The sequence below is a fragment of the Paenibacillus sp. 01T443 genome, assembly GCF_056398325.1.
Genome location: NZ_JBFTPE010000006.1, coordinates 297,104 through 321,541, shown reverse-complemented (window position 1 = coordinate 321,541; position 24,438 = coordinate 297,104). Strand labels below are relative to the sequence as shown.

Annotated in this window: 20 protein-coding genes and 1 riboswitch; of the genes, 18 read left to right on the top strand and 2 right to left on the bottom strand. The window is 46.4% G+C overall.

All coding sequences use genetic code 11. The annotated features are described in order from the left end of the window. Positions 1 to 296 precede the first annotated feature (296 nt). The 7 genes from AC1DLI_RS12260 (at position 297) to AC1DLI_RS12230 (ending at position 11,645) form a co-directional block, all read left to right on the top strand. The gene (locus tag AC1DLI_RS12260; protein ID WP_477602884.1) at positions 297 to 1,715 is read left to right on the top strand and encodes an RtcB family protein; all 1,419 of its coding nucleotides are present in this window, start codon (positions 297 to 299) and stop codon (positions 1,713 to 1,715) included. 252 nt (positions 1,716 to 1,967) lie between these two features. Continuing rightward, a complete protein-coding gene (locus AC1DLI_RS12255) occupies positions 1,968 to 2,750 on the top strand; it encodes a nucleotidyltransferase domain-containing protein (RefSeq protein ID WP_477602882.1) in 783 nt (260 codons plus the stop codon). A 40-nt stretch (positions 2,751 to 2,790) separates the two neighbouring features. Beyond that, entirely contained in the window at positions 2,791 to 4,056 is a 1,266-nt protein-coding gene (locus tag AC1DLI_RS12250; RefSeq protein ID WP_477602880.1) for a methyltransferase domain-containing protein, read from the top strand. A 5-nt stretch (positions 4,057 to 4,061) separates the two neighbouring features. Continuing rightward, the gene (locus AC1DLI_RS12245; RefSeq protein ID WP_477602878.1) at positions 4,062 to 6,647 is read left to right on the top strand and encodes a metallophosphoesterase; all 2,586 of its coding nucleotides are present in this window, start codon (positions 4,062 to 4,064) and stop codon (positions 6,645 to 6,647) included. A 119-nt stretch (positions 6,648 to 6,766) separates the two neighbouring features. Beyond that, positions 6,767 to 6,853: riboswitch (cyclic di-GMP riboswitch) on the top strand. Between the two features lie 79 nt (positions 6,854 to 6,932). Then, complete coding sequence (locus AC1DLI_RS12240; RefSeq protein ID WP_477602876.1) at positions 6,933 to 9,839, top strand: EAL domain-containing protein; 2,907 nt, start codon at positions 6,933 to 6,935, stop codon at positions 9,837 to 9,839. Positions 9,840 to 9,959: 120 nt separating this feature from the next. Then, on the top strand, positions 9,960 to 10,769 hold the full coding sequence (gene speD, locus AC1DLI_RS12235) for an adenosylmethionine decarboxylase (RefSeq protein WP_477602874.1): 810 nt from the start codon (positions 9,960 to 9,962) through the stop codon (positions 10,767 to 10,769). Positions 10,770 to 10,775: 6 nt separating this feature from the next. Continuing rightward, positions 10,776 to 11,645 carry an SDR family oxidoreductase gene (locus tag AC1DLI_RS12230; protein ID WP_477602872.1) on the top strand — a complete coding sequence of 290 codons (870 nt, stop codon included), beginning with the start codon at positions 10,776 to 10,778 and terminating at the stop codon, positions 11,643 to 11,645. A gap of 8 nt (positions 11,646 to 11,653) precedes the next feature. Here AC1DLI_RS12230 and AC1DLI_RS12225 read toward each other — a convergent pair whose 3' ends face one another. Next, the gene (locus AC1DLI_RS12225) at positions 11,654 to 12,538 is read right to left on the bottom strand and encodes an SDR family oxidoreductase (RefSeq protein WP_477602870.1); all 885 of its coding nucleotides are present in this window, start codon (positions 12,536 to 12,538) and stop codon (positions 11,654 to 11,656) included. Between the two features lie 133 nt (positions 12,539 to 12,671). On the opposite strand from AC1DLI_RS12225, the gene AC1DLI_RS12220 reads away from it, so the two are divergent. From AC1DLI_RS12220 to AC1DLI_RS12205, 4 genes are all read left to right on the top strand, one after another. Further along, positions 12,672 to 13,628, top strand: a complete 957-nt coding sequence (locus AC1DLI_RS12220) for a helix-turn-helix transcriptional regulator (protein ID WP_477602868.1) — start codon at positions 12,672 to 12,674, stop codon at positions 13,626 to 13,628. 128 nt (positions 13,629 to 13,756) lie between these two features. Next, positions 13,757 to 14,989: an aminopeptidase gene (locus tag AC1DLI_RS12215; RefSeq protein ID WP_477602866.1), complete on the top strand. Its 1,233-nt coding sequence runs from the start codon at positions 13,757 to 13,759 to the stop codon at positions 14,987 to 14,989. Between the two features lie 721 nt (positions 14,990 to 15,710). Then, entirely contained in the window at positions 15,711 to 15,971 is a 261-nt protein-coding gene (locus tag AC1DLI_RS12210) for a hypothetical protein (protein ID WP_477602864.1), read from the top strand. A 198-nt stretch (positions 15,972 to 16,169) separates the two neighbouring features. Next, entirely contained in the window at positions 16,170 to 16,463 is a 294-nt protein-coding gene (locus AC1DLI_RS12205; RefSeq protein ID WP_477602862.1) for a hypothetical protein, read from the top strand. A gap of 201 nt (positions 16,464 to 16,664) precedes the next feature. Here AC1DLI_RS12205 and AC1DLI_RS12200 read toward each other — a convergent pair whose 3' ends face one another. Further along, positions 16,665 to 17,714, bottom strand: coding sequence for a sensor histidine kinase (locus AC1DLI_RS12200; protein ID WP_477602860.1), 1,050 nt, complete (start codon positions 17,712 to 17,714; stop codon positions 16,665 to 16,667). A 244-nt stretch (positions 17,715 to 17,958) separates the two neighbouring features. Here AC1DLI_RS12200 and AC1DLI_RS12195 point away from each other — a divergent pair, with 244 nt between their 5' ends. The 7 genes from AC1DLI_RS12195 to AC1DLI_RS12165 all read left to right on the top strand — a co-directional run bounded on the left by AC1DLI_RS12195 (position 17,959) and on the right by AC1DLI_RS12165 (position 24,408). Further along, positions 17,959 to 18,474, top strand: a complete 516-nt coding sequence (locus AC1DLI_RS12195; RefSeq protein WP_477602858.1) for a DNA topology modulation protein — start codon at positions 17,959 to 17,961, stop codon at positions 18,472 to 18,474. Positions 18,475 to 18,759: 285 nt separating this feature from the next. Next, positions 18,760 to 18,960: a hypothetical protein gene (locus AC1DLI_RS12190; RefSeq protein ID WP_419871458.1), complete on the top strand. Its 201-nt coding sequence runs from the start codon at positions 18,760 to 18,762 to the stop codon at positions 18,958 to 18,960. Between the two features lie 159 nt (positions 18,961 to 19,119). Further along, positions 19,120 to 19,464: a hypothetical protein gene (locus AC1DLI_RS12185; protein WP_477602855.1), complete on the top strand. Its 345-nt coding sequence runs from the start codon at positions 19,120 to 19,122 to the stop codon at positions 19,462 to 19,464. Further along, a complete protein-coding gene (locus AC1DLI_RS12180) occupies positions 19,451 to 20,242 on the top strand; it encodes an alpha/beta hydrolase (protein ID WP_477602853.1) in 792 nt (263 codons plus the stop codon). The genes AC1DLI_RS12185 and AC1DLI_RS12180 overlap by 14 nt, the downstream gene beginning before the upstream one ends. Positions 20,243 to 20,891: 649 nt before the next feature. Then, entirely contained in the window at positions 20,892 to 21,875 is a 984-nt protein-coding gene (locus tag AC1DLI_RS12175; protein WP_477602851.1) for an ABC transporter permease, read from the top strand. A 17-nt stretch (positions 21,876 to 21,892) separates the two neighbouring features. After that, complete coding sequence (locus AC1DLI_RS12170; protein ID WP_364151227.1) at positions 21,893 to 22,774, top strand: carbohydrate ABC transporter permease; 882 nt, start codon at positions 21,893 to 21,895, stop codon at positions 22,772 to 22,774. A gap of 65 nt (positions 22,775 to 22,839) precedes the next feature. After that, positions 22,840 to 24,408, top strand: a complete 1,569-nt coding sequence (locus AC1DLI_RS12165; protein WP_477602848.1) for an extracellular solute-binding protein — start codon at positions 22,840 to 22,842, stop codon at positions 24,406 to 24,408. Positions 24,409 to 24,438 lie beyond the last annotated feature (30 nt).

The following is a 24,438-nucleotide window of genomic DNA, read 5'->3' as shown; positions in this document are numbered from 1 at the left end:
CAGCTGCTTAAATTGGGATTTTTATAAAGTGGTTGACAGATGTTGGGTGAGGGGATTATTATGATGTAAATCAAATGAAGGGAGGCCGATGAAAATGAACCAGTATTTATTAGAACGAATCGCAGCTTTATATAGCAAGTCCATTTCATCGGCCTCTGCGGGGCCTATGACTGTTTTCTAATCGTTTGCATGCCTTATGCTGCAAGGGTTAGGGAATAAAGGCGCAAGCAAAGCCATGGACATCTTGAGGTCCATGGCTTTTTTGTGTTCATTTGATCATGAGGAGATTACCGTTTATGAAAGAAACGTATTATCAAAAAGTACAGCTGCCTTCGGGGCAGGTGCATGTGTATGCAGGGCCCGAGCTATTCGCGTCCTTGGACTATAAAGTGTTTGAAATGGCGAACAACAACTTACAAATTCCGAATCAGGTCTATATGAGCTATACACCGGATGTGCATGTTGGCGTAGGAACCTGCATTGGCACCACAGCGGTGTGGAATGCCGCTGACGGCTTCGTATCCCCTTCGATCGTAGGCAGCGATATCGGCTGCGGGATGCGCGTGCAGCTAACGAGTCTCCACAAGGATGATTTGAAGGAGGTTAAGCTGCGGCGGAAGCTGGTCCGGGCGATTGAGAAGTACCTGCCTGCCGAGGAGCATGCCAGAGGACATTTCTCCGACATCCGTCTGGAGCATGTTCTGAAGAAGGGGCTGCATGGCCTGCCGAAAAAATATATACCGGATGCTTATACGCCTCGTAAAGCGACCTCGCTTACACATGTGGAGAGCAGCCAGTTTTATTTTGACGAAGAGGTGCTGGATAAGTTTCCGGAGATGGTCTGGCATCGAGCGCATCGCCAGCTGGGCACGCTGGGAGGCGGCAACCATTTTGTAGAAATACAAGCGATTGAGATTGCTGAGGAAAACCGGGAAATTGCAGAGGCGTGGGGCTTATACGACGGTCAAGTCGTCATTATGATTCATTCCGGCTCTCGCGTCTGGGGAGGAGCGGTAAGTCAGTATTGCGGCACTGATATCGCAAAAATGATGCGTCATGAAGGCATCGGCACGGCTGATCCCAAGCTGCTGTACGCGCCGCTCTCGCATCCGCTCGGTCAAACCTACGTGAATTTGATGTATTCCGCCTTAAATTACGCAGTCGTGAACCGTCACTTGATTGCCTATGCCGTTCGAGAGGCCGGAAAGGATATATTCGGTCCGAAGTTCGAGCTGCGCACGCTGTATGATCTTATGCATAACTATGCATGGGAGGAGAAGCAGGATGAGCACGCCTACTTCGTTCACCGGAAAGGGGCGACAAGGGCGCTTCCGGCAGGGCATCCGGATAACCCCGAGCCCTATCTCATCACGGGCCATCCGGCGCTTATTCCCGGGTCGATGGGAACCGCGTCGTATATTATGGTCGGCAGCCCGGAAGGAAAAGCGAATCATTATTCCATCTGTCACGGAGCGGGGAGAATTCGTTCGCGTAATGCAACGAAGCAGCTGATTTCGGTAGAAGAGGTTGCGGCGGCGATGCGGGTAGGAACGGATGATGAAATTGTCGTCAACCAGCGCTCCATGGAGTCTCTGGTCGATGAATCGCCTCAAGCCTACAAGGATGTCGATCAAATTATAGAAAGCGTCGTTGGGGCGGGGCTCGCGCAGGTCGTTGCCAAATGCAAGCCGCTGGCTGCAGTCAAAGGAACTTAAAATAAAGGAACAAAGGGGGTCCGGAGAGAATGATAAATCAATATCTAGAAGAAAAGGTATTTTTTGAAAGCAATCATTTAGGCCATTTACGTCCTGAAAAAGAAAATAGCTGTACCCATCGGACCCGTTGTTTGATGTAAGGATAGCCATGCGCTGCGATCATGTTACCAGAGCGCTGATTATCCTTATCTCATGACCATGGACGAATCCGTCCATGGTCTTTTTTTTTTATGAAAGAAAGGAGCTAACGAAATGAACAGCATACATACGGATATTTTAATGGAGCTGCACAAGATCGAGCAGGAGGAGCAGGTCCGGATTGTTTATGCCTGCGAATCGGGAAGCAGGGCTTGGGGCTTTCCTTCCAAGGACAGCGATTACGATGTGCGGTTTATCTATGTCAGACCGGTTGAATGGTATTTGTCCATCTTTGACAAAAGAGACGTGATTGAGCGCCCAATCAGTAATCTATTGGATATTAACGGCTGGGACCTGAGAAAAGCGCTTAATTTGTTCCGAAAATCCAACCCGCCGCTGCTGGAATGGCTGCAGTCGCCGATTCCGTATTACACCAAATATACGGTGGCAGCGCAAATCCGCGGCATTTCACCGCTCACCTTCTCGCCGAAGTCATGCATGTACCATTACCTCAATATGGCAAAGGGAAATTACAGGGATTACTTGCAGGGGGAGCATGTGAAAATTAAAAAATACTTTTACGTGCTGAGGCCGATTCTGGCTTGCGGCTGGATTGAGACCTACAATACGATGCCCCCGATCGAATTTGACCATCTGGTTGATGCGCTCATCCCGAGAGGGAGTGAGCTTCGGATCACGGTTGAGCTGCTTTTGCGCCGTAAGAAGGCAGGGGAGGAGCTTGATTATGAGCCAAGGCTTCACGCCATTAATGATTATTTGGAGGAGCGAATCGCTCATTTCGAACAGACGGCATCAGCGCTAAGGCTAGGCGAGGGCGCGCGGGATGAACAGCTCGATGAGCTGTTCCGCAGCGCGTTAAACGAAGTATGGCGTTAATGATTTAGGTTGTTATTTTAGAGGCAAGGGGAAGGTCAAAATGGCTATCGTGCAGTTGAAATCGACGAATCCGAGCTTTTCGTTCGTCATTAGAAAAAATCCGCAATCCGGCATGCTGCTTCGCGCTGTCCGCAAAGGGATGGCTTACGGCTGGTATACGGATGAAGCAACCTTCAATGTGTATTTTAAGGACGCCGACAACGAGGTTTCTTACAAGCAGCACCGAGAGGATCAATTCGAATATCTTAACGTGTCCAGGTACAACACACCGCTCTTTGTACTGGGGGCGGTCAATGAATTTTTTGCGTCGCCGCTCAAGGCGCAGCATGCCAGTGACACGGAGGAATATGAGCATACCTTTTTTATTAATATGATTCATATCCAGCTGCTTCGGTATATTGATTTTTTCGGGAAGCATCTGACGGACTATACATTTGAAGCGGTGCATCAAGCAAACAAAAGCTATTCGCTTACGATTAAGACGCGAAAATCACTTTACGAGCTTATGCATGTCGTCAGCGTGCTGTGTTTGTTCCTATCTATGTTCAGCGATGAATATATCGATATTTCCGATGATATTTTGATCAAATACGTGAAAAGCATCCAAATTATCGATGCGCCTTTCTATATTCGCAGCTTGTTTTCCCGAAACTTCCTGGCTTCGAGGGATCGTTTCAAGAAGTATAAGGAGGAGCTGGAGAAGACGGATCGTTACAGTGTCCAGCTTGCCTTCGGAGGAACGGCACAGCAGCGGAGAAGCTATATCGGAAGCGTGCTGCCATTCGATAAATCAATCATGGATGTAGGCTGCGGCGAGGGATTTTATGCGATTCCGTTCGCTTCCAAGATCGAAGCCAGCTACTATGCGATCGATATTGAGGAGCCATTGCTCGAGATCGTGCAGCGGAAGGCAAAGGCGAAGGAGCTCGACAACATTGCGACCTTCCCTTCCATCGACCGCTTTCTGGAGGAGTATAACGGGGAACAGGTGGATATTGTGCTGACAGAGGTAATAGAGCATATGAGCCTGGATGAGGCGGGTGCGCTTATCCGGCAAATTTGCGAGCAGGTCGACTTTGACCATTTTGTGCTGACCACACCTAATGCGGAGTTTAATGCTTATTACGAGCTAAGCGAATTCCGGCATGATGATCATAAATGGGAGCTTGGACGTACGGCATTTCAGGAATGGCTGCTTGAAGAAGTTAAAGCACAAAACGTAGAATGCACTTTTGTGGCCATCGGTGACGGAGTAAACGACGTACAAACGACGCAGGGCGCGATTTTGAGGAAAAGGAGGGGATAGCAGAAATGGAGATTAAAACGAGAGTCCATACCATTTTTATGCTGATCGGCTCGACGGAATGCGGTAAGACGACATTTGCGAATGAGGTTCTAATGCCTCAGCTGCGGTTTCGCGATGAGCTTAAAGGCGTGAATGCAAATGTGCAGTATATATCCTCTGATAGCATTCGGCAGGAGCTGCTGGGCGCTGATTATGATAAATACGATCAAGTGATGCTTGAGGCGAGCGATCAGGCCTTCCGGCTATTGTTCGAGAAGCTGCGCCTCGTGACGACCTTTCCGATCAATGCGGAGTTTGTCGTGGTCGATACGACGGGCTTGGCGGATCATTTCCGGGCGAAGGTGAGGGAAATCGCTAAGGAAAATAATTATAACCTTGAAGTTATTTTGTTCGACTACCGGAAGCGGGATGATTATTATGCCTCGGAGCGCTCGAAGAAGCTGATTACGAGTCATATTAACCGCTTGCGCAAGGAGGTGCTGGGCTCACTCTCCGGGGAGAAATACGGCAAAATCCATAAAGTACGCGCTAAGGACTTTTATTCGCCTATTGAAAAGCAAGCCAATGAAGACTACAAGGTGGTCATCGAGGATGCTGACGAGTATCTGAGCACCATATTGCCGCTTGATCAGAAGACGATCATTGTAGGAGACGTCCATGAATGCGTGGATGAGCTGAAGGCTCTGCTCGTTAGCAGCGGCTTTCAAATAGAAGGTAATCAACTGCTTGAGACAGGCAAGGTAAGCGGGACGAAAATTTTGCTGGTTGGCGATTGGATTGACAAGGGGAACCGTACCAGAGAAATCATAGAGTTTCTTCATGCGAACAATGAAAAGTTTTTGTTCGTTTTAGGCAACCATGAGAACTTCGTATACAAGTATCTGCGCGGTGAAATTAAAGGTGTCGAGGAGGAGCTGCTGCACGCGTACTTCGATTCAACGGAGGTGCTTAAAGCGGATGAGGAGCTGCTTCAGCAATTCAATCATCTCGTATCGCTTTCCAAGCCCTTTTATCGAATGATAGGCAAAAGAGGGCCGTCCTTATATGTCACGCACGCACCCTGCGAGAACAAATATATCGGCAAGCTGGATGTGAACTCGGTAAGGCATCAGCGGAATTTCCGAATAGACCGTTCGGCTCCGCTAGAGGAGCAGCTTCTGTTCCTCAAACGGGATGCAGCAGGGAACCAGCCTTATCATGTATTTGGACATATTGCAGCCAAAAATACKTTCCGGATTAAGAATAAAATCCATCTCGATTCCGGCGCGGTGCACGGCAACCTGCTGACCTCGGTTATGCTTTCAGCGAAGCCGTTTTTCAAATCGCAAAAATCGGCGCATCAGGCGATGAGTGACGAGCTGCATACACTGTTTAAGGAAGAGCGCAAGGTGTCGCTGCAGGAGCTGGACGATGAATCGGCTCGCAGATTGCAGTACAGCGGGGGCCATAAGATCAACTTTATATCTGGCACGATGTCGCCGGCGGATAAGGATGAAGCTGCCCAGGAGCTCGAGTCGCTGCGGAAAGGTCTGGACTATTTTGCGGAGCGCGGTGTGAAGGAGGTTGTGCTTCAACCCAAATACATGGGATCCAGATGCAATGTCTATTTGCATGCTGACGCAGATCAATGTTTTGCGGTTAGCCGCAATGGGTACAAAGTCAATAAGGTTGACCTGTCGGCTGTGTATGAGAGGCTGCTGCAAAGATTCGGGAATTATATGAAGGAAAACGACATCACGATGCTGCTTCTAGATGGTGAGCTGCTGCCTTGGCAGGCGCTTGGGGAAGGGCTTATCGATCGCCAGTTCAAGCCGATTGAGAAGGCGCTTGAAACAGAGCTGGCTTTTCTAAAAGCGAACGGGTTCGAGGAAGCTTTCTCGAAGCTCTCGCAGGAATATAAGACTAGCGGCTTTGAGAAGGATCAGTATCAGCTTAGCAAATCGGCGCTGAATGAAAAATACGGCCTGACCGTCTATCAGAATTATAAGCATGTCCATACGGTATTGGAGAAGCATGTACCATTAGATGAGCATCTAGTGGCATATGAAACTTACAAGAAGCAGCTAGAGCTTTACGCAGAGCCAGGCGAGCTGGAATACAAACCGTTCTCACTGCTCAAAATTGTATATGCGGACGGAAGGGAAACGCTTCCGGATTGGAAGACATCGGAAATGTACCGTTTCGTCTCAGATGATCCTTTCATCATGCTTTCGCTGTCTGATCCGGAAAGCTTCGATCAAGCGGAGAAGTATTTCCAAACGCTTACGGTAGATAACCATATGGAGGGCGTCGTCATTAAGCCTGAGGTACTAGAGCCCTATACGGTTCCTTATATGAAGGTGCGTAATAAAGACTATATGTCGATCATATACGGCTATGATTATCGCTTTCCGCATAAGTACAATAAGCTGATCAAGCAGAAAAGCATCAATATGAAACTTCGAACATCTTTGAACGAGTATCGGCTGGGGCAAAGCATACTCGCTGTTCCCTTTGCGGACATTGCACCGGACAATGAAGGATACATGGGAGCCGTGGCCAATCTATTGTTCGAGGTTGCCAAAGAGAAGGAAATCGATCCGCGCCTGTAAAACATAATCATCCCATTTGACCTCCTGTACCGGGAGGTTTTTTGGTGCTGCTCGGTTTTATTGAAAATTGGACATAGCATATAGCAGTATATTGTGAAATAATCATATATGTAAAAAGTCCTAGTAAAAAGCAAACTTGTCGAAAGACAATGACGCAAAGCCTACAGACCTAAAGGAAAGCTTCCAAAGGTGGCTGGGTTGCCAAAAGGATGAGTGATTATTAATATCCTCCTCCTAGTCACATCAGGTTACCGCAAACGTTATACATAGGAAGGGATATTAAAGATGGAACAAAATATTAAACGTTATCGTGGGAATGATAACAGCTTTGAAATCGTTCAGAAAATAGCAAATTTAGGCTATTGGGAATTCGACCATATTCGCAATCAAGCATCCTGGTCGAACCAAATGTTTGCGATATATGGAATGAGCTCGGATTTCACGTTGAAGCAGGATGACTTTTTTGATTTTATCCATCCCGACGACCGGGAGCGGGTCGAACGGCAGTTTTATGCTTCGGTAGAACAAAAAACAGAGAGCGTCAGCGAGTATCGGATCGTTCGCCCGAACGGCGAAATAAGAGATGTAATAGAAAATATAACGTTTGTCCTCGGTGAGGACAATGAAGTGGTATTGACCGTAGGCACAATCCAGGACGTAACGGAAACGAAAAAACTGCAGCATCGATTGACGGTCGAAGAGCAGCATTACATATCCATATTCGAGAATAACCCGGATGCGGTCTTCTCGTTTGACTTGAATGGCCAGTTTATGTCTTGCAACGCATCGCTTGAGCAAATGTTTGGTTATGCGCGGGATGAGATTATGCACGGGAGTTTCCATCATTTTGTGGAAGAAAATAGCTTGGAGCGGACGATTTTTCATTTTGAGGAAACTGTGAATACGCTTACTCCTCAAAATTACGATACGACGGGCATAACCAAAAGCGGGCAGATCATTGAGGTTAACGTAACGAACATTCCGATTATCGTTAATCAAGAACTGATCGGCATTTATGGCATCGCCAAGGATATTACGCAAAAAAAGATGATTGAACGATCTCTTATAGAAGCGGAACTCAAATATCGAAGTATTTTGGAACAATCCATCGTCGGTATTTTTGTTGCGCAAAGGGAAAGGTTTGTTTATACAAACGAGCAGCTTGATAAGATGCTGGACTATGATACGCTAGTCGGCGTAGAGGTAGAGAAGGCTGTCCATCCGGATGATCGGGAAGCCGTTGTATCCCAGGTTATGCAGCTTACGGAAGGAGAGTATATTCCGAATTTTTGTCATCGGGCAATTAAAAAGGATGGCACTGTCATTCATTGCGAGGTTCATTACAACCGTGTTACCCACATGGGTGAGAAAGCGATTGTGGGCATTGTTATGGACATTACAGAACGGAGCAAGGCGCAGGAGCTCAATCACCATTTGGCTTACCATGATTATTTAACGGAGCTGCCGAATCGCAGAATGTTCGAAGAGCAGCTGGACAAACAGCTCAGAGTAAGTGACTATTTCAAACAAAAGCTGGCGATTATGCTCATTGATTTGGATCGCTTCAAATACGTGAATGACACGCTAGGACATCCGATTGGTGACGCTCTGCTCAAGCAAATCGCAAATAGGCTGAGATGCAAGCAAGGTGACGGACAAGCAGCCTACCGGATTGGCGGAGATGAATTTGCCTTTATTATTTCCAACGTACAAAAGCAAAGCGATGTAACGCATATGGCGGACCATATTATTAATCTTATTAAGGAACAATGTGTTGTTGAAGGGTACGAGCTGAATGTCACGGCAAGCATTGGAATCAGTCAATCGCCTGAGGATGGTAACTCAGTGGAGTCATTGATGAAAAACGCTGACGCCGCTCTTTATTTTGCCAAATCCAGAGGGAGAGACCAGTCGCAAAGCTACTCTTCTTCGTTAAATGTGCAATCATTTAAATTGTTTTCCCTTAGCAATGACCTGCGTAAAGCGCTTGATAAAGGGGAGCTGTTCCTTCATTATATGCCTCGCGTACACGCGCAAACGATGGAAATCGTCGGCGTAGAGGCGCTGCTGCGCTGGAATCATCCGGATTGGGGGCTGGTGTCGCCGACAGAATTTATTCCGATCGCTGAGGAAACGGGGCTCATCGTTCCCATTGGGGAATGGGTGCTGCGCGAAGCCTGCATGCAGAACAAGCGCTGGCAGAGCATGGGCCTGCCTCCAGTAACTATATCGGTTAATTTCTCGGTTCAGCAGCTGCTGAAGCAAAATATTTTGCAGACGATTGATCAAATCGTGGCGGAAACGGGCTTGTCTCCAGACAGACTGGAAATTGAAATTACGGAGAGCTCTTTTATTAGCAACGAGAAGATCGTGACCGAGCTGCTGCTCGAGCTGAGGAAGAGAAAGATCAAGGTTTCGCTCGATGATTTTGGAACTGGATATTCTTCCCTTTATTTATTGAAACGTCTAGCGCTCCACACGATTAAAATCGACAGGTCCTTTGTAGATGAGATGTTGACGGAGCCGTGCAATAAGAGCATTATCGAATGCATCATTCGTTTGGCAGGGGAGCTTAACATGCAGGTTGTGGCAGAGGGCGTCGAGAATGAGGCGCAATTCAACTATTTGCGGGAGCAGCATTGTGACGAGATTCAAGGCTATTACTTTAGCCGGCCGGTAGAGGCGGAAAGCATTGTACAGCTATTGAAAAATAAATCGTTGATGAAGCCGGCCTCGCTAAATCAAAGCAAGCAGCCGATCGTTAATCGCCGGCAGTACTTCCGGATTGAGCTTAAGCATTGTTTGTTGGCAGAAATGACGATTACTATGTTTAAGGGCAGAAGCGTAAGGCTTGGAAGCACAGAGGTGCTCGTTAGAAATATCGGGCCAGGCGGCTTAAGATTTATGGTAGGTGTTAAGCTGCCGGTTAACAGCGATATTCTGCTGATGTTCAAAACTCAAATTGCTAATCAAATGTATGTGCTGTACGGCTTTATCGTTTGGTTCAATGAAGTGGAGAATGATATCTATGAATACGGTGTGCAGTTCCAGATGAAGGAGAAGGAGCATAACGAGCTTGTTAATGCGTTAAATATTCTTGCGATTAAGCAGCGCGACGGCGTTATGCCTCAAACACAAATTTACGTGGGCGATCCCGTTCTCCGTATCAAGGAATTGAAAAAACTCAATTAAAGCATTTTGCGTTCGGCTAAAACCGAGCGTGAAATGCTTTTTTTATTGCGATTAGCAGTTTTGCCGCATCGGTCTTTGGGTAAAAGGAGATAGTAGTTATTGAAAAGGAGGAGTGTGCACTTGAAATTAACGCCGGAACAACGAATTCAACTGCATGGCTTCAATAACTTAACGAAGTCACTCAGCTTTAATATGTATGATGTCTGTTATACCAGAACAAAGGAAGAGCGCAAAGCCTATCTCGCCTATATCGACGAGCAATACAATTCAGATAGGCTGACCAAAATTTTAAATACGGTATCCGATATTATAGGAGCTCATGTGCTCAATATCGCCAAACAGGATTATGAGCCGCAGGGCGCCAGTGTCACCTTGCTTGTATCGGAAGGGCCCGTAGCAGGCGGTCCAAATGATTCGTTTGAGGAATCGCCGGGCCCGCTGCCTGATACCGTTGTGATGCATTTGGATAAAAGCCATATAACGGTTCATACGTATCCGGAATACCATCCGAATGAAGGGATCAGCACGTTCCGCGCAGACATTGATGTGTCTACCTGCGGCGAGATTTCACCGCTTAAAGCGCTGAATTATTTGATCCATTCCTTTGATACCGACATTATGACGCTCGATTACCGGGTGCGAGGATTCACTCGTGACATAAACGGGCATAAGCTGTTTATTGATCATGACATTAACTCGATCCAAAATTACATACCGAAGGAAGAGTGCCTTTTGTATGACATGATCGACGTCAACATTTATCAGGAGAATGTATTTCATACCAAATGCAAGCTGAAGCAGTTTGACCTGAACAATTATTTGTTCGGCTATACGAAGGATACGCTGTCCGTGAAGGAGCAAGAGGAAATTACGAGAAGATTGAAGACCGAAATGGACGAGATCTTTTATGGAAAAAATATAAGGAGCTGATCCAGCATGCCAAATTCCGCATCGAAAAAACAAGTGAACCCGCCGCAGCACCAAAACCGTCAACCGGGTATTGAATCTGAAATGAATCCGCTTCCTATCTACGAGTCTGACTCGTATAAAGCGGCAGGAAAGCTGAAGGGCAAAACCGCGATCATTACGGGAGGTGACAGCGGTATCGGCAGAGCGGTAGCCGTTGCTTATGCCAAGGAAGGCGCCGATGTTGCGATCGTTTATTTGAATGAGCATGAGGATGCGAAGAAGACGAAGGAGGTCGTGGAGAAAGCGGGCGTGAAATGTTTGCTGATTCCCGGCGATGTAGGAGACGAGTCGTTCTGTAAGAGCGTTGTTGAACAGACCATAAACGAATTCGGCAAGCTTGATATTTTGGTAAACAACGCAGCGGAGCAGCATGTTCAGCAGAAGCTCGAGGACATTACGTCTGAGCAGCTGGTGTCTACGTTCCGAACGAATGTCTTCAGCATGTTTTACCTAACGATTGTTGCTCTGCCGCATCTAAAGGCATCCAGCTCCATCATTAATACCACGTCGATCACGGCTTACCGCGGTAACCCAACGCTGATCGATTACTCGGCGACGAAGGGTGCTATCGTATCTTTTACAAGAGCGCTGGCTGTGAATGTAGCAGAGCAGGGCATCCGCGTAAACGGCGTAGCTCCCGGACCGATCTGGACGCCGCTCATCCCCTCAACGTTCGATGATCAGGCGGTAGCGACGTTTGGCTCTGATACGCCGATGAAGCGGCCTGGGCAGCCGCATGAGCTAGCGGCTGCTTACGTCTACCTCGGTTGCGACGATTCCAGCTACATGTCCGGCCAAATCATGCACATTAACGGCGGCGAGGTCGTTAACGGTTAAAGGTTACGCTACAGGAAGCCATGCTGCTTCGCATAATTCCCCCAGTGCGGCTGTCTGCCATCGACATCCATGATGTCGAATTCATCGGACAGCTGCCAGCTTGAGAACACCTGCCCAGACCTCTCCATGAGGTCTTTTTTTGCTGCAAGCGCAGCAACTCCGCGGCCGATGAAATAAGGCGTTTCGGATTGGGCGAAATGCTCGGCATCGGGTATGCCGCTATGCACGGCGTCAAGCCAGGTGGCTTCCGTAACGCCAAAGTGCTCCAGCATTTCTTCCGAGCGGAGAAAGCCAGGCGTTACGGCAACGGCGGATACCTCGTGCGGTTTTAGATCCGCTGCCATCGCTGCCGCAAGATGGATGGGCGAGATTTTGGCCAAGCTGTAAAATAAGCTTCCGCGGTACCGGTAATCGATTCCGTCGGTGACTTCAATAATCAGCCCTCTCTCTCTCTTCACCATGAGCGGTGCTCCATAGTAGCTCGTAATGAGATGCGCTTTTACGGCACGCTCCTGCATAAGCAGCCCCTTGCTCAAGGAATGCTCCCAAAATGGCTTTTTCCATTCCGTCAGCTGCTCGCCGCCCCAAATATTGTTGACAAGGATATCAAGCTGACCATTTTGTTCTTTATTGATTTGCTCGAATAAAGCCTGAACCTCCGCCTCTACCGTATGGTCGACTCTGACTGGAATGCCGATGCCGCCTTTTGCTGTGACGAGTTCAGCCGTTTCTTCAATTGTTTCTGCCCGGTTCAGGTCCGAAGCCTGCCCGCGAATGCTCCTGCCCGTACAATATACCGTTGCGCCAGCTTCACCTAAGCTTGCTGCAATGCCGCGGCCGGCTCCGCGTGTCGATCCGGCAACTACCGCTATTTTACCGTGTAATGGCTTCATCGTATCTCTCCTGTCTTATTTCTGTTGTTTACTCTTTGTCAGTTTAGCAAACGATATACGACAGCTACTGTCATATATTCATGCTAGAATGAAATAAACAATGTGACGGACAAGGATGAAGGAGGCGGGGGGAATGCGGGCAAGTAGGTTAATCGCGATCGTATTATTGATGCAGAATAATGGGAAAATGACTTCAAAAGCGCTAGCCGAGAAGCTGGAGGTATCCGAGCGGACGATTATCCGCGACATGGAATCGCTGTGCGAGGCGGGCGTTCCCGTCTATGCGGAGAGAGGGCTGCATGGAGGCTGGGTTTTATCGGAGGGCTACCGGACAAATTTGACCGGCATGCAGGCGGATGAGCTTGTTTCGGTCCTTTTGGCGAATCAATCCGTCTTGCTGGATGATTTAGGGATCGCGAAACACTACGATGCCGCCATCCAGAAGCTGCTCGCGGCTGCACCCGTTGATGTTAGCAGGGGCGCGGCACTCGCTAGGCAAAAGATTCATATCGACGGAGCGGGCTGGCATCAAGTGCAGGAGTCACAGCCGTTCTTGGCGATTGTGCAGGAGGCGGTATGGGAAGAGAAGCTGCTGCGGCTCCGGTATCCGCGCGAGGACGGCATAGCCGAGCGAATTGTCCATCCGCTGGGTCTCGTTGCCAAACGAAGCGTTTGGTATTTGATCGGCGAAGCGGGCGGAGAGAAGCGGACATACCGCATCTCAAGGCTGCAAGACGCCGTCATGCTGGAGGAGCGGTTCGAGCGCCCGGCAGGCTTTGATTTGGCCGATTATTGGGAGCAGTCTATGGGTGAGTTTAAGCAAAGCTTGCCGAAGTACCCCGCACTGATTGCTATACAAGAGGATATGCTTGCCAGACTAACCAAAGAGCGTTACGTCAAAATAATAAAGAGTGAGCCCTGCGAGGGGCGCCAGGGTTGGCTGTCCGCACGAGTCGAATTTCAATCGGTAGAATCGGCCTGTGAAATCATCCTGAGCTACGGCTCCCGCATCCAAGTTCTTGAACCTTCCGCGCTGCTGGAACGGGTTAAGGTTGAAGTAAAAGCCATTTATGGGCTGTATTTTTATTAACAAACCAAGAGCTTTTTTATTCGAGCTCACGTGAAGCATGAATTTGACTACGGGCTTGTTTATTCGATACAATTTAGACGACAGCATGTATGAGCTTCGAGGCATTCACGAAGGGAGAATGGGATAATATGAGCGGTTTTGAACATCATTTAGATACTTATGCACAATTAATTGTAAAAATAGGCGTGAACGTACAACAGGGACAAGAGGTATTCGTTACAGGGGCCGTTGATCAAGCCGTGCTCGTCAGACTAGTGGCCAGCAAAGCCTATGAGGCAGGCGCGAGCAATGTGCATGTCGATTGGATGGATGATTCGTTGTCCAGATTGAAATACGAGAAGGCGGCAGACGAAGTTTTTACAAGGTTTCCTGAATGGGAGACAGGCAAGCGCAATTCGTTCGTGGAACGCGGCGCGGCGTTTATCTCGATCGTTTCATCCAGCCCGGACTTGCTCAAAGGCATCGATTCGAGCCGAATTTCGAGCTTCCAGAAAGCATCCGGCCAAGGGCTGAAGGAATTCCGCAGAGCAATTCAAGCAGATAAGGTAAGCTGGACCGTCGTCGCAGCTGCGAGCAAGCAATGGGCAGCGAAGGTATTTCCGGAGGCAGGCGAAGAGGAAGCCGTCGAGCTGCTGTGGAAAGCGATATTTGATTCCGTCAGACTGCATGCGGAAGATCCAGTAAAAGCATGGGAAGAGCATAATGCGAACCTACATAGCAAAGGCGAGACGCTGAACCAGAACCATTTTCAAAAATTGCATTACACTGCACCCGGCACGGACCTGACGATTGAACTGCCAGAGAAGCATATTTGGGTCGCTGCGGGCAGTACGAACGTAAGCAACATTCCTTTCATGGCGAATATGCCAACGGAGGAAGTGTTTACGGTTCCGCTCAAAACCGGCGTGAACGGCTACGTATCAAGCACGAAGCCGCTTAGCTATGGGGGCAACATTATCGACCGTTTCAAGCTGACATTCGAGAACGGGCGTATCGTGAAGGTCGAGGCGGAGGAAGGCCAAGAGATTTTGCAGAAGCTGGTCGATATTGACGAGGGCTCGCATTATCTTGGCGAGGTTGCACTAGTCCCGCATGAGTCGCCGATCTCGCAGTCAAACATTTTGTTCTATAACACGCTGTTTGATGAGAATGCCTCGAATCACCTTGCAATCGGCAGCGGTTATGCGTTTAATATCGAGGGCGGCAAAACGATGTCCCCGGAAGAGCTTGAATCAAGCGGCGTCAATGCAAGCATTACGCATAACGATTTCATGATCGGTTCGGCCGAGATGGATATCGACGGGATCACGAAGGACGGTAAAGTCGTACCGATTTTCCGCAAAGGGAATTGGGCAATTTAACCCTATTAATGATGCGCTGTCGTCAACATTGAATCTGTGACCCATGAGAAGGACGCTTTGGGGAAAAGTGACCCGACTCTGTAACATGTGGTTATAGGGAAGTCCAACAAACCCAATAATGATAAGTGATTGAATACAATGTTAGACATTTTATGACTTGGATGATCAACACACAGAAAGAGGTTCCCTCTTTCTGTGTTGCTCATCCTCTTCTTTTTTTAGGAGATAAAAATATTAACCACATTTACAATAGCATTTCGTGTTGGAATAATATGGATTTAGTAGGAGGCAGATTCCTGATTGCGTTTTACTGTGAAAGAGTTGGCCATACATTTAGGAAAACATGAGGCCACGATAAAAAGATGGCTTAATGAAACAATGGAAAAACGTACAGGACGGATGTGGTTTCAATTGCAAAAACTGTGGTTTTCAAACCTCAGAAAAAGTTCCGTTCGGTCAGAAAGTGGTTATTGAATATGCGTGTGGATTGTTACCTTCTGATTCGCCTGAATACCACAAGAAGAAAGAGCTGTTTATATCATTTTTCGGAATAGTCTATTAATATATGGATCTTTATTAAACTAACGGGACATGATAGATCAACCCCGAAAGGGCTGCCACATGGCAGCCCTTCGCTACGCTAACTGGCAGGATAGTTTAATCAATTAACGAATAATTAACGTATGTAATTTGCGAAGTTGTCAGAGTAATGGAGGGACAAATGGCTCGATTTCAAGTTGTTCAAACCATAAACCATGAACATGCTTTTGTTATAAGAGGTGTCTTGTTAGAAGGTGCGATAGAAGAATGGATGCAAATTCATGTGTCTCTTAATAAATCCATGCAAGTAACCGGGGAAATCAGTGAAATAGTTAAAACTACAAATAATCAGTATGAAATCTACATTCCTTGTTCAGACTTCGAAGAAATAGACATGTGGCAAATGTTGAATTTGAAAGACGATGTAATAGATATAAAATAGTTTCTATGCTCTAAGCAAGATTGAACTAAAGGAGAACGATAATTGAACAATCAAGGAGCAGTATGCTACGGCAGCTGCTCCATTTCTTCGTTAAGTTAACGGGCAGGATAGTTGAGAGATAAATGGTAATAAATCCCTAGAACATGATACAATTAAAAAGGTTGTTTTTATGAATGAGTAATATTTGGAGGTATTCTTATGTCAAAAAAATCAATATTAATAATTCTATCAATGACGATTATAATTGGTGCAGCTGGAATATTTTATTATGATAATACATTTGCTCGAAGTATTGCCTTAGTTACTGTAACAGAAAAAGGAAAAGATTTTATTATGATTCAGAAAGTGAATGGAACGGTTGAAAGAATTAAAACAAAAGAATTAGTAATGCCATTAATTGAGGTAGGTGAGTTTTATTTTATTACTTATTATAGTAATAAACTTCGTTCTCCGTTTTTAAAAAGCATCGAACCTTCAGAAGCAAGTTTCTAACCTATTTCTTACCTATCGTTGCGCTAACGGGAAACGATAGTTCAACTTCAGAAGGGCTGCCACAATTGGCATCCCTTCGCTACGCTAACTGGTAGGATAACGCAATCTGGTTAGATTTGTGTAACGAAAATAACCTACGCACATTTGTAATGCTCTCAGTTAGCGGATTTACTTGACCTTCCTTTGGTCAAGAAATGAGCCTTAGATTGCACCAATCGTTGGGAGCCAAACGATGAATGTCGTCCCTTCGTTCTCCCTGGACAACACTTCAATATTGCCGGCATGTTCATCGATGATCCATTTGGCAATGGAGAGCCCAAGTCCATACCCAGAAGTCTTCCCCCGTGAAATATCCGCTCTGAAAAAGCGTTCAAAAATCTGGGAGAGCTCGTTCGAATTCATGCCTATGCCCGTATCTGAAATGCGGATTCCAGCATAGCCATCCTTCTGCAGACCACTTAATTCGACGTAGCCGGATGACGTGTATTTGAAGGCATTCTCAATCAGAATGAGCAGAAGCTGCTGCAAATAATCTGAATCTCCTTGGATGTGAACCTGTAAGAGCTCATCGATGTGCTTCACTCTCCATTCGACCGTACGAGGGAGCAGATTCGCTTTCCGAACGGCTTCGTTTACAATCGGATGAATAGCAACACTCTTTTTCACCATGACGTTACCGTAATCGCCTCTAGCCAAGGTCAGTAAATCGGTGGTGAGACGGGTCATCCGCTCCGCTTCTGCTGTTATATCGTTAATCGCCTCCAGGGACAAGTCCAAATGATGCGGCTCCAAGGGCTGGTGCGGATTTCTGGTGAAGGTGCTCCAAAGCTTTTTTAATAAATCACCGTTGCCACGGATTGTGGTCAGCGGCGTGCGAAGCTCATGAGACGCATCGCCAACGAACCGACGTTGTGCGTCGTAGGCTTCGTTTAGGTCCTGATAAGCCTCCTGCAGCCGGACGAGCATGCTATTGAGCGTATCTGTTAGAAGCCCGATTTCGTCGTTGGGCCTACTTCTTGGGATCCGCTTTATCAGATCGCCCCCGCTCTCAATTCGATTGGAGGCAAGGATGACATTGTGCAGTGGTTTCAGTGATCGTTTAGATACAATTAAGCCCAATAGGAAGGCGATGGTCAGCACGCTGATCGACGATAACACCAGAATCCATTGAAGGTTATGGAGAATTTTTGCTTCCTTGCCCGTATAAATACCAACCTGCAGAAGCCCGACTATGCTGCGGTCCTGAAGCACGATAGGAATGTTGAGAATGGTGAATGGATCTCCATTTATATTGATGTTGCTGTAATTGAGTTTGAGCTCTGGACTTGGATCGGGATAGTGAAGCGTGATGCCAGCTTCGTCGAGGTTTCTGGAGTAGCGAACCTTCTGATGTTAACGGACAGTTATCTATAATTGTGTTTCATGGTAATATGAGGAATGTCTTTTTGGATTTATGGAAACGAAGATTTATCGAGAACCACGGAGGGCTTCTTTTATGAAAAAAATAATACTTATAGGTTCCGGAGGTTCTGGAAAGTCGTCTTTGGCTCGAAAGTTAGGTAACAGTTTAGCTATTGATGTATACCATCTAGATGCAATGTTCTGGAAACCAGGATGGATAACCACTCCCAAAGATGAACAAAGAACGGTTCAACAGGAACTGGTGAGTCGTGGGTGTTGGATTATCGATGGTAACTATAACGGTACAATGGATATCAGATTGCAGGCTGCGGATACAATAATTTTTTTAGACCTGTCGAAGTGGTTGTGTCTATACCGTGTAATAAAGAGAAGAGTTCAGTACCGCAAGAAAAAAAGGACGGACATGGCAGAGGGCTGTGAAGAAAGAATCAGTCTTCACTTTTTGAAGTGGGTTTGGGAATATCCTAAGAAACATAAACCTGTAATTTCCGAAAAACTACAAAGACTTTCGCAAGAAAAAGAAGTCATCATTCTAAAGTCCCCTAAGGACGTGAGAGGGTTTTTGGAAAAAGTGGATTCATTAAACTAACGGGCAGGATAGTTGGAAATTTGCAACATTCATATGGGTCTTCACGTCTAATATTGAAATGTAAAAATTGATAAATGGAGGTGCATTAAGATTAAAAAGATTATTCTTTATCTTACATTATGTTGTTTTGTTTTCCTGATTGGTTGTAGTAAAGAGCCAACCGAGCAGATTTACATAAAACCTATTGAGTACCTTGAGTCATTTGGCTGGCATATTGAGGAAAAAATTAGCGAAAGAACTCAGGAGACAAAAGGCTTTCTACCTGCAACAAACGTAGGTATTGATTTGAAGCCGTATAAAGAAATTTATATTACAACCTACTTGCTGAAAGAAAAACAAAAAACAGGAAAGAAAATATACGCTGACATTTATCAAAATAATGAAGATATTATTGGAGGAGCTGGACATTTAGAGACTTGGGAGCCTGGAGACTTCTCTTTGAAAGATAAAGAAAAATTAATCAACGAAGGTATCATAAATAAATAGCATTTGTTATTCTTCATTAAGCTAACGGGTAACGATAGTTGAACAAGCATGGAGTAGTTTGCTGCGGCAGCTGCTCCCTTTCTTTGTTAAGCTAACGGGCAGGATAGTTCGATTACCACTTGGGTAAAATAACCAAAAAATTTATGGGGGTTATTTATCATGTGGTGGAGAGGTATAATTTTGATTTGGGCAATAGGGGTAACCTGCTTTATAGTAATGGATTGTGCTGAAGCTTACAGCGAGGAGTCACCAACTAACTATAATGCCGACATTCAACGTAAGAGTTTGGAAGAGGTGCTTATTTTCGAACTTAGTCCTAAGATTGTGAGCGTACTTAGAAAGGAGTATGGTAATAACATTCTCATCGGCGGCGCTCATATCATACCAATCAGAAAATCGGATTCTTATCCTCAACAAGAGTTCATACTTGAAGGGGAAGTTACGACACACGATTCTACCTCGGATATTTCAGAAAGGGGAACGAAATACGATGAGTTCGATTGACCATGATTCGATTAGACATACCGCTCCGCCAGGATTTGACCAGTACAGGGAGGACATTTCCCGCGGCCAAATTGAAACGGTTGAATACTTCTCTACGACGGTGGGCAGCAAGCGCAAAGCGATGATTTACATCCTTCCCGGTTATTCCGAAGATCAAAGGTATAACGTTCTTTATTTATTGCACGGTATCGGCGGCGACGAGGCGGAATGGTACAATCATGCGGGGCCGCAAGTGATTCTTGATAATTTGTATGCAGAACGAAAGCTTGCGCCCATGATCGTTGTCTTGCCCAACGGTCGTGCCATGGCGAACGACCGGGCGGAGGGAAATCTATTCGACGCGAACAAATTAAAGGCGTTCGAAGACTTCGAATCCGATTTGCTGCATGATCTCATTCCTTATATGGAATCGAACTATTCGGTTCTAATAGGGAGAGAGAACCGTGCTCTGGCCGGTCTATCGATGGGAGGAGGGCAATCGCTCAATATCGGTTTAGGAAATCTCGATCGATTCGCTTGGATCGGCGGTTTTTCTTCCGCGCCTAATACGAAGGAACCCGAGCTGCTTGTCCCGAATCCGGAAGAAGCGTCGGCTAAGCTCAGACTGCTCTGGCTGTCATGCGGGCTTCTTGACAACCTTAAGTATGTCAGCGATCGGACGCATGCCTATTTGGAATTGAACAATGTGCCACACATTTGGTACGAGGAGAGCGGAGGCCATGATTGGCCGGTTTGGAAAAACGATTTATACCATTTTTCCCAACTTATATTTAGATAACCTGTCTAGCGACTGACGGTACACCGGTGAATAATAATCGGAGGCTGCGGATTCAAGGCAGGCATCAACGGCACATCGCAAGGCGTTTCTACAACCGCACGTTGATGAATCAAATGGGCATGAAGCCGCTCCAGCAATATTTTGAACGAAGATAATTGTAATTGAGAAAATTTTACTATGTAACAACTCCCTGCCTGATCGCTTATGGATATATCTTTTTGAATAGAAAAACTGTGATTTGGAATTTTATCGGAGGGATGTGATGATACGGCAGTTGCAGTTGCATTACTAGATAAAACTGGATTTTGGGCATGCATAAACGTTCATGACTTGTTAGGACGGTTGCGGGAAGTTAACCCGTTACCGTTCTTTTTCGTATGTCACATATTTTAGCCGCATTCAACATGGGAGATTAAATGGTCTCGTCAGGCCGCTCGCCAGATACCAATACTCGATCCCGAGACATCATTTCCGACCGCAGCACGGTATTCCCGGTTCGTGAAGTGGTTGTACCTCACACCTGTAAAATGAACGACAAGTCGACTTAGCGTGAGACTTGAGATCAAAAAATGACAACGCTTTCTTTAAAATGTTGGCTTACGAAGCTCTCTCCCTCCGGTGTAGACTTGATATCAAGGGAGGGACATATATGGATCTTGGCACACAAATGACAAACGGTTCAGCCAATAATCAAAGTCGAACGGATTATTGGAAGCGATTCAAAAAACAAAAGGTACTTCATCTTTTCGTGGGGCTCGGAATGATTTTTCTGCTGATCTTCGCCTATTCTCCAATGTTCGGCATCGTGATGGCGTTCAAAAATTATTCCATCTCCACCGGAATAAGAGGAATCTTCACAAGCGAGTGGGTCGGCCTTAAACACTTCGACGAGTTCGTCAACGATTATCAATTCGGAACCATTGTCCGCAATACGCTGGTCTTAAGTTTTCTCAAAGTGATCTTTGCCTTTCCGGCTCCAATACTGCTGGCGATTTTGCTGAACGAAGCGAAAAATCTACGGTTCAAGAGGTTTGTCCAAACCGTCAGCTACTTGCCCCATTTTATTTCGTGGGTAGTAGTAGTAGGACTAGCTTTCGCTTTCCTGTCTGCCGATATCGGCCTTGTCAACAAGGCGCTGATGAGTCTCGGTTGGATCGACAAGCCGCTCGACATTCTTACGAACCCCGATCATTTCTGGGGGCTTGCGGTAGGAAGTGCGGTGTGGAAGGAGATGGGTTGGTGGACAATCATTTTCTTGGCCGCCATCGCGGGAATTAATCCTTCCCTGTATGAGGCCGCGCAAATCGACGGCGCAGGGAGATTGGCGCGTATTCGCCACATTACGTTGCCCGGCATGCAGGGAACGATCATCGTCGTGCTGATCTTGACGATAGGCAGCATACTGGGCGGAGGTCWGGTAGGCTCGAATTTCGAACAAGCTTTCCTGCTAGGCAACAGCATCAACAATCCAACCTCGGAAATCGTACAAACCTACGCGTTCAAGGTGGGATTAAGGGACGGGCGCTTCTCGTATGCGGCTGCCATCGATTTGATCCAATCTGTGATCTCCGTGACGCTAATCTTCTCCAGCAACTATATCGCCAAGCGATTGTCGGGATCTAGCTTATTTTAGGAAGGGGGAGACAGGCGATGACGCTTAGCCAACGACAAAAGGATCGCATAATGGATGCAGGAGTCGCGATCGTACTGTTCATGATCATGCTGTGTATGCTTTATCCGTTTTATTACGTTCTTATTTTATCATTTAACAAGGGGACTGATTCGCTTCTCGGTGGCGTTTATTTGTGGCCACGGACCTTCACATTCGAGAACTATGCCCGCTTTTTGAATGATCCTCATTGGTATCAAGCCTTTTTGGTAACCATTTCGAGAACCGTTTCAGGAACCGTGCTGGGGGTTTTGTTTACCTGTCTTGTGGCATACGGGCTCTCGCATCGCGATCTTATGTTTCGTAAATCGTATTTCACGATCGTTATTTTTGCGATGTATTTCTCGGGAGGACTTATTCCCTACTACGTGGTGCTTCGCTCACTTGGGCTTCTGAATTCATTTGGCGTATACATCATCCCATCCATGCTGAGCACATTTTTCTTGTTGATTGCCATCTCGTTTTTCCGGGAAATTCCTCAGGAACTGAAGGAATCCGCGCATATAGACGGAGCCAATGAAATCGTCATTTTTTACAGAATCATAATGCCGGTATCCATGCCCCTAATCGCGACTATGGCTCTTTTCACAGGTGTTGGTCAATGGAATTCCTGGCTGGATTCCGCTTATTTCGTACAATCGGAAGAATTGAGAACGCTTGCATTCAGAATGATGGAAGTGATCAACAAGAGCAGTGCACCCGTAGACGCTCTTGCCGCAGCGAATAAAGCGGCAGCCGGTGTTACAAGCTATTCGCTTCAGGTAGCGGCAATGGTTGTCTCCATTGCACCAATTGTATGCGTATATCCATTCCTTCAAAAGTTTTTTATCCAAGGTATTATGTTGGGTTCAGTAAAAGGTTAACCGATTCGCATAATATTAAAGCGCATGCTTTGATATATAATAAAACATTCATTGGAGGGGTTACATTGAACAAATTCAGAAGCAAGAAATTTTTGTTCTTATCGCTGGCAGTTATGCTGGTGCTTAGTTTGCTGGCCGCATGCTCCCAAAATACGGCTGATCCCGGAGAAAGCAATGAACCCGGGAACGAAACGAGTTCGAACAGCGGAGAAGAAGTAAAGGAGCTTTCGTTGTTTATCGATGCTTCTTGGTATCCTGTAAAGGAATGGAAGGGTTCGGTTGCCGAGAAAATTACAGAGAAAACAGGCATCAAGCTCAAAGTTACGGTTGCAACCGACGATAAGCAACTTCCCCTCATGATCGCTTCGGGAGATCTTCCGGATCTTGTTTTCACCAACGCCAACATTGACCGGATGTCCGATTCCAAGCTCTCCTATCCGTGGAACGAGCTGATCGAGAAATATGCGCCTGAATTCAAGATCGACAATACAAGAATCGCGATCCATACGATGGATGATGGCAATTTCTATACGGTCCGTAACTCTTTTGCGACTCAGGAGGAAATGGCGCAAAATAAATATGCGATCGGCAGCGATGGCAATCCCGGGATCGCCGTGCGTGAGGATATACTGAAAGAACTCGGCAATCCGTCCATCCAGTCGCTGGACGACTTTACGAAAGTACTGGGAATGGTTAAAGAAAAGTATCCCGATATGGTACCGCTCATTATGGATAAAGATTGGATCGAGCAATACTTCATTCAGCAGATCGGCGTGGAAGCACTGATGGATGGCTGGTACGAGCAAGACGGAGAAATTGAATATGCCATTAAGCATCCGAAAATGCTCGATTACTTCAAATTTATGAATAGTTTGTATCGAAACGGTTATATTCTGGCGGAGAATTTCGCTCATGCGAATGACCAAATCGACGATCAATACGCAACAAGCGGAAAGGCATTTGCTCATAGTCATACAGTAAGCGTGGCGGATATGGATAATATCGCTGTTAAAAAAAATGGAGGAGCTTATACGTTCAAGATGCTGCCGAGCGCCTTGTCAAGCGATGCTAAGTCGGTTAGTACGGGTCTTGGCTTTGCCGGCACCTTCATCACAAAGGAAAACAAAGATCCTGAAGCTTCAATTAAGTTCATTGAGTATTTGGCTAGCGACGAGGGCAAGAAATTGACTATGTTCGGGGTTGAGGGCGAGCATTGGACTTGGAACGAAGAAGGATATCCGAATCTGAACTATGATCCGTCGGACAGCGAATTCGTGAACAGCAACGGCATTAAATGGTGGTATTTGTATAATGACGGGTTCACGGAAGGCATGCTTGGATATGTTCCGGGTACGCAAAAGACGCAAGCCTTGATGGAAAGGAAAGCGATGACGATATATAAACCGGAAATTGGCTTAATCCAGACGCAGCCGGATTCGGAGGGAAAAACGATTAAAACAAAAATTGACGAAATGATCAAAAATGAAAAGGTGAAAATTTATTTGTCCAAAACAGAGGAAGAAGCAATTGCCAATTACGAAAATATGATTAAAACCGCAGAGAGCATGGGCCTGCAAAAGCTGGTGGATTGGGCAAATCAAACGTATCAGAAGAAAAAGGATTTGTTTAAGTAAGAGGGTTGTCCGGTAGAGGCTGTAATTGCT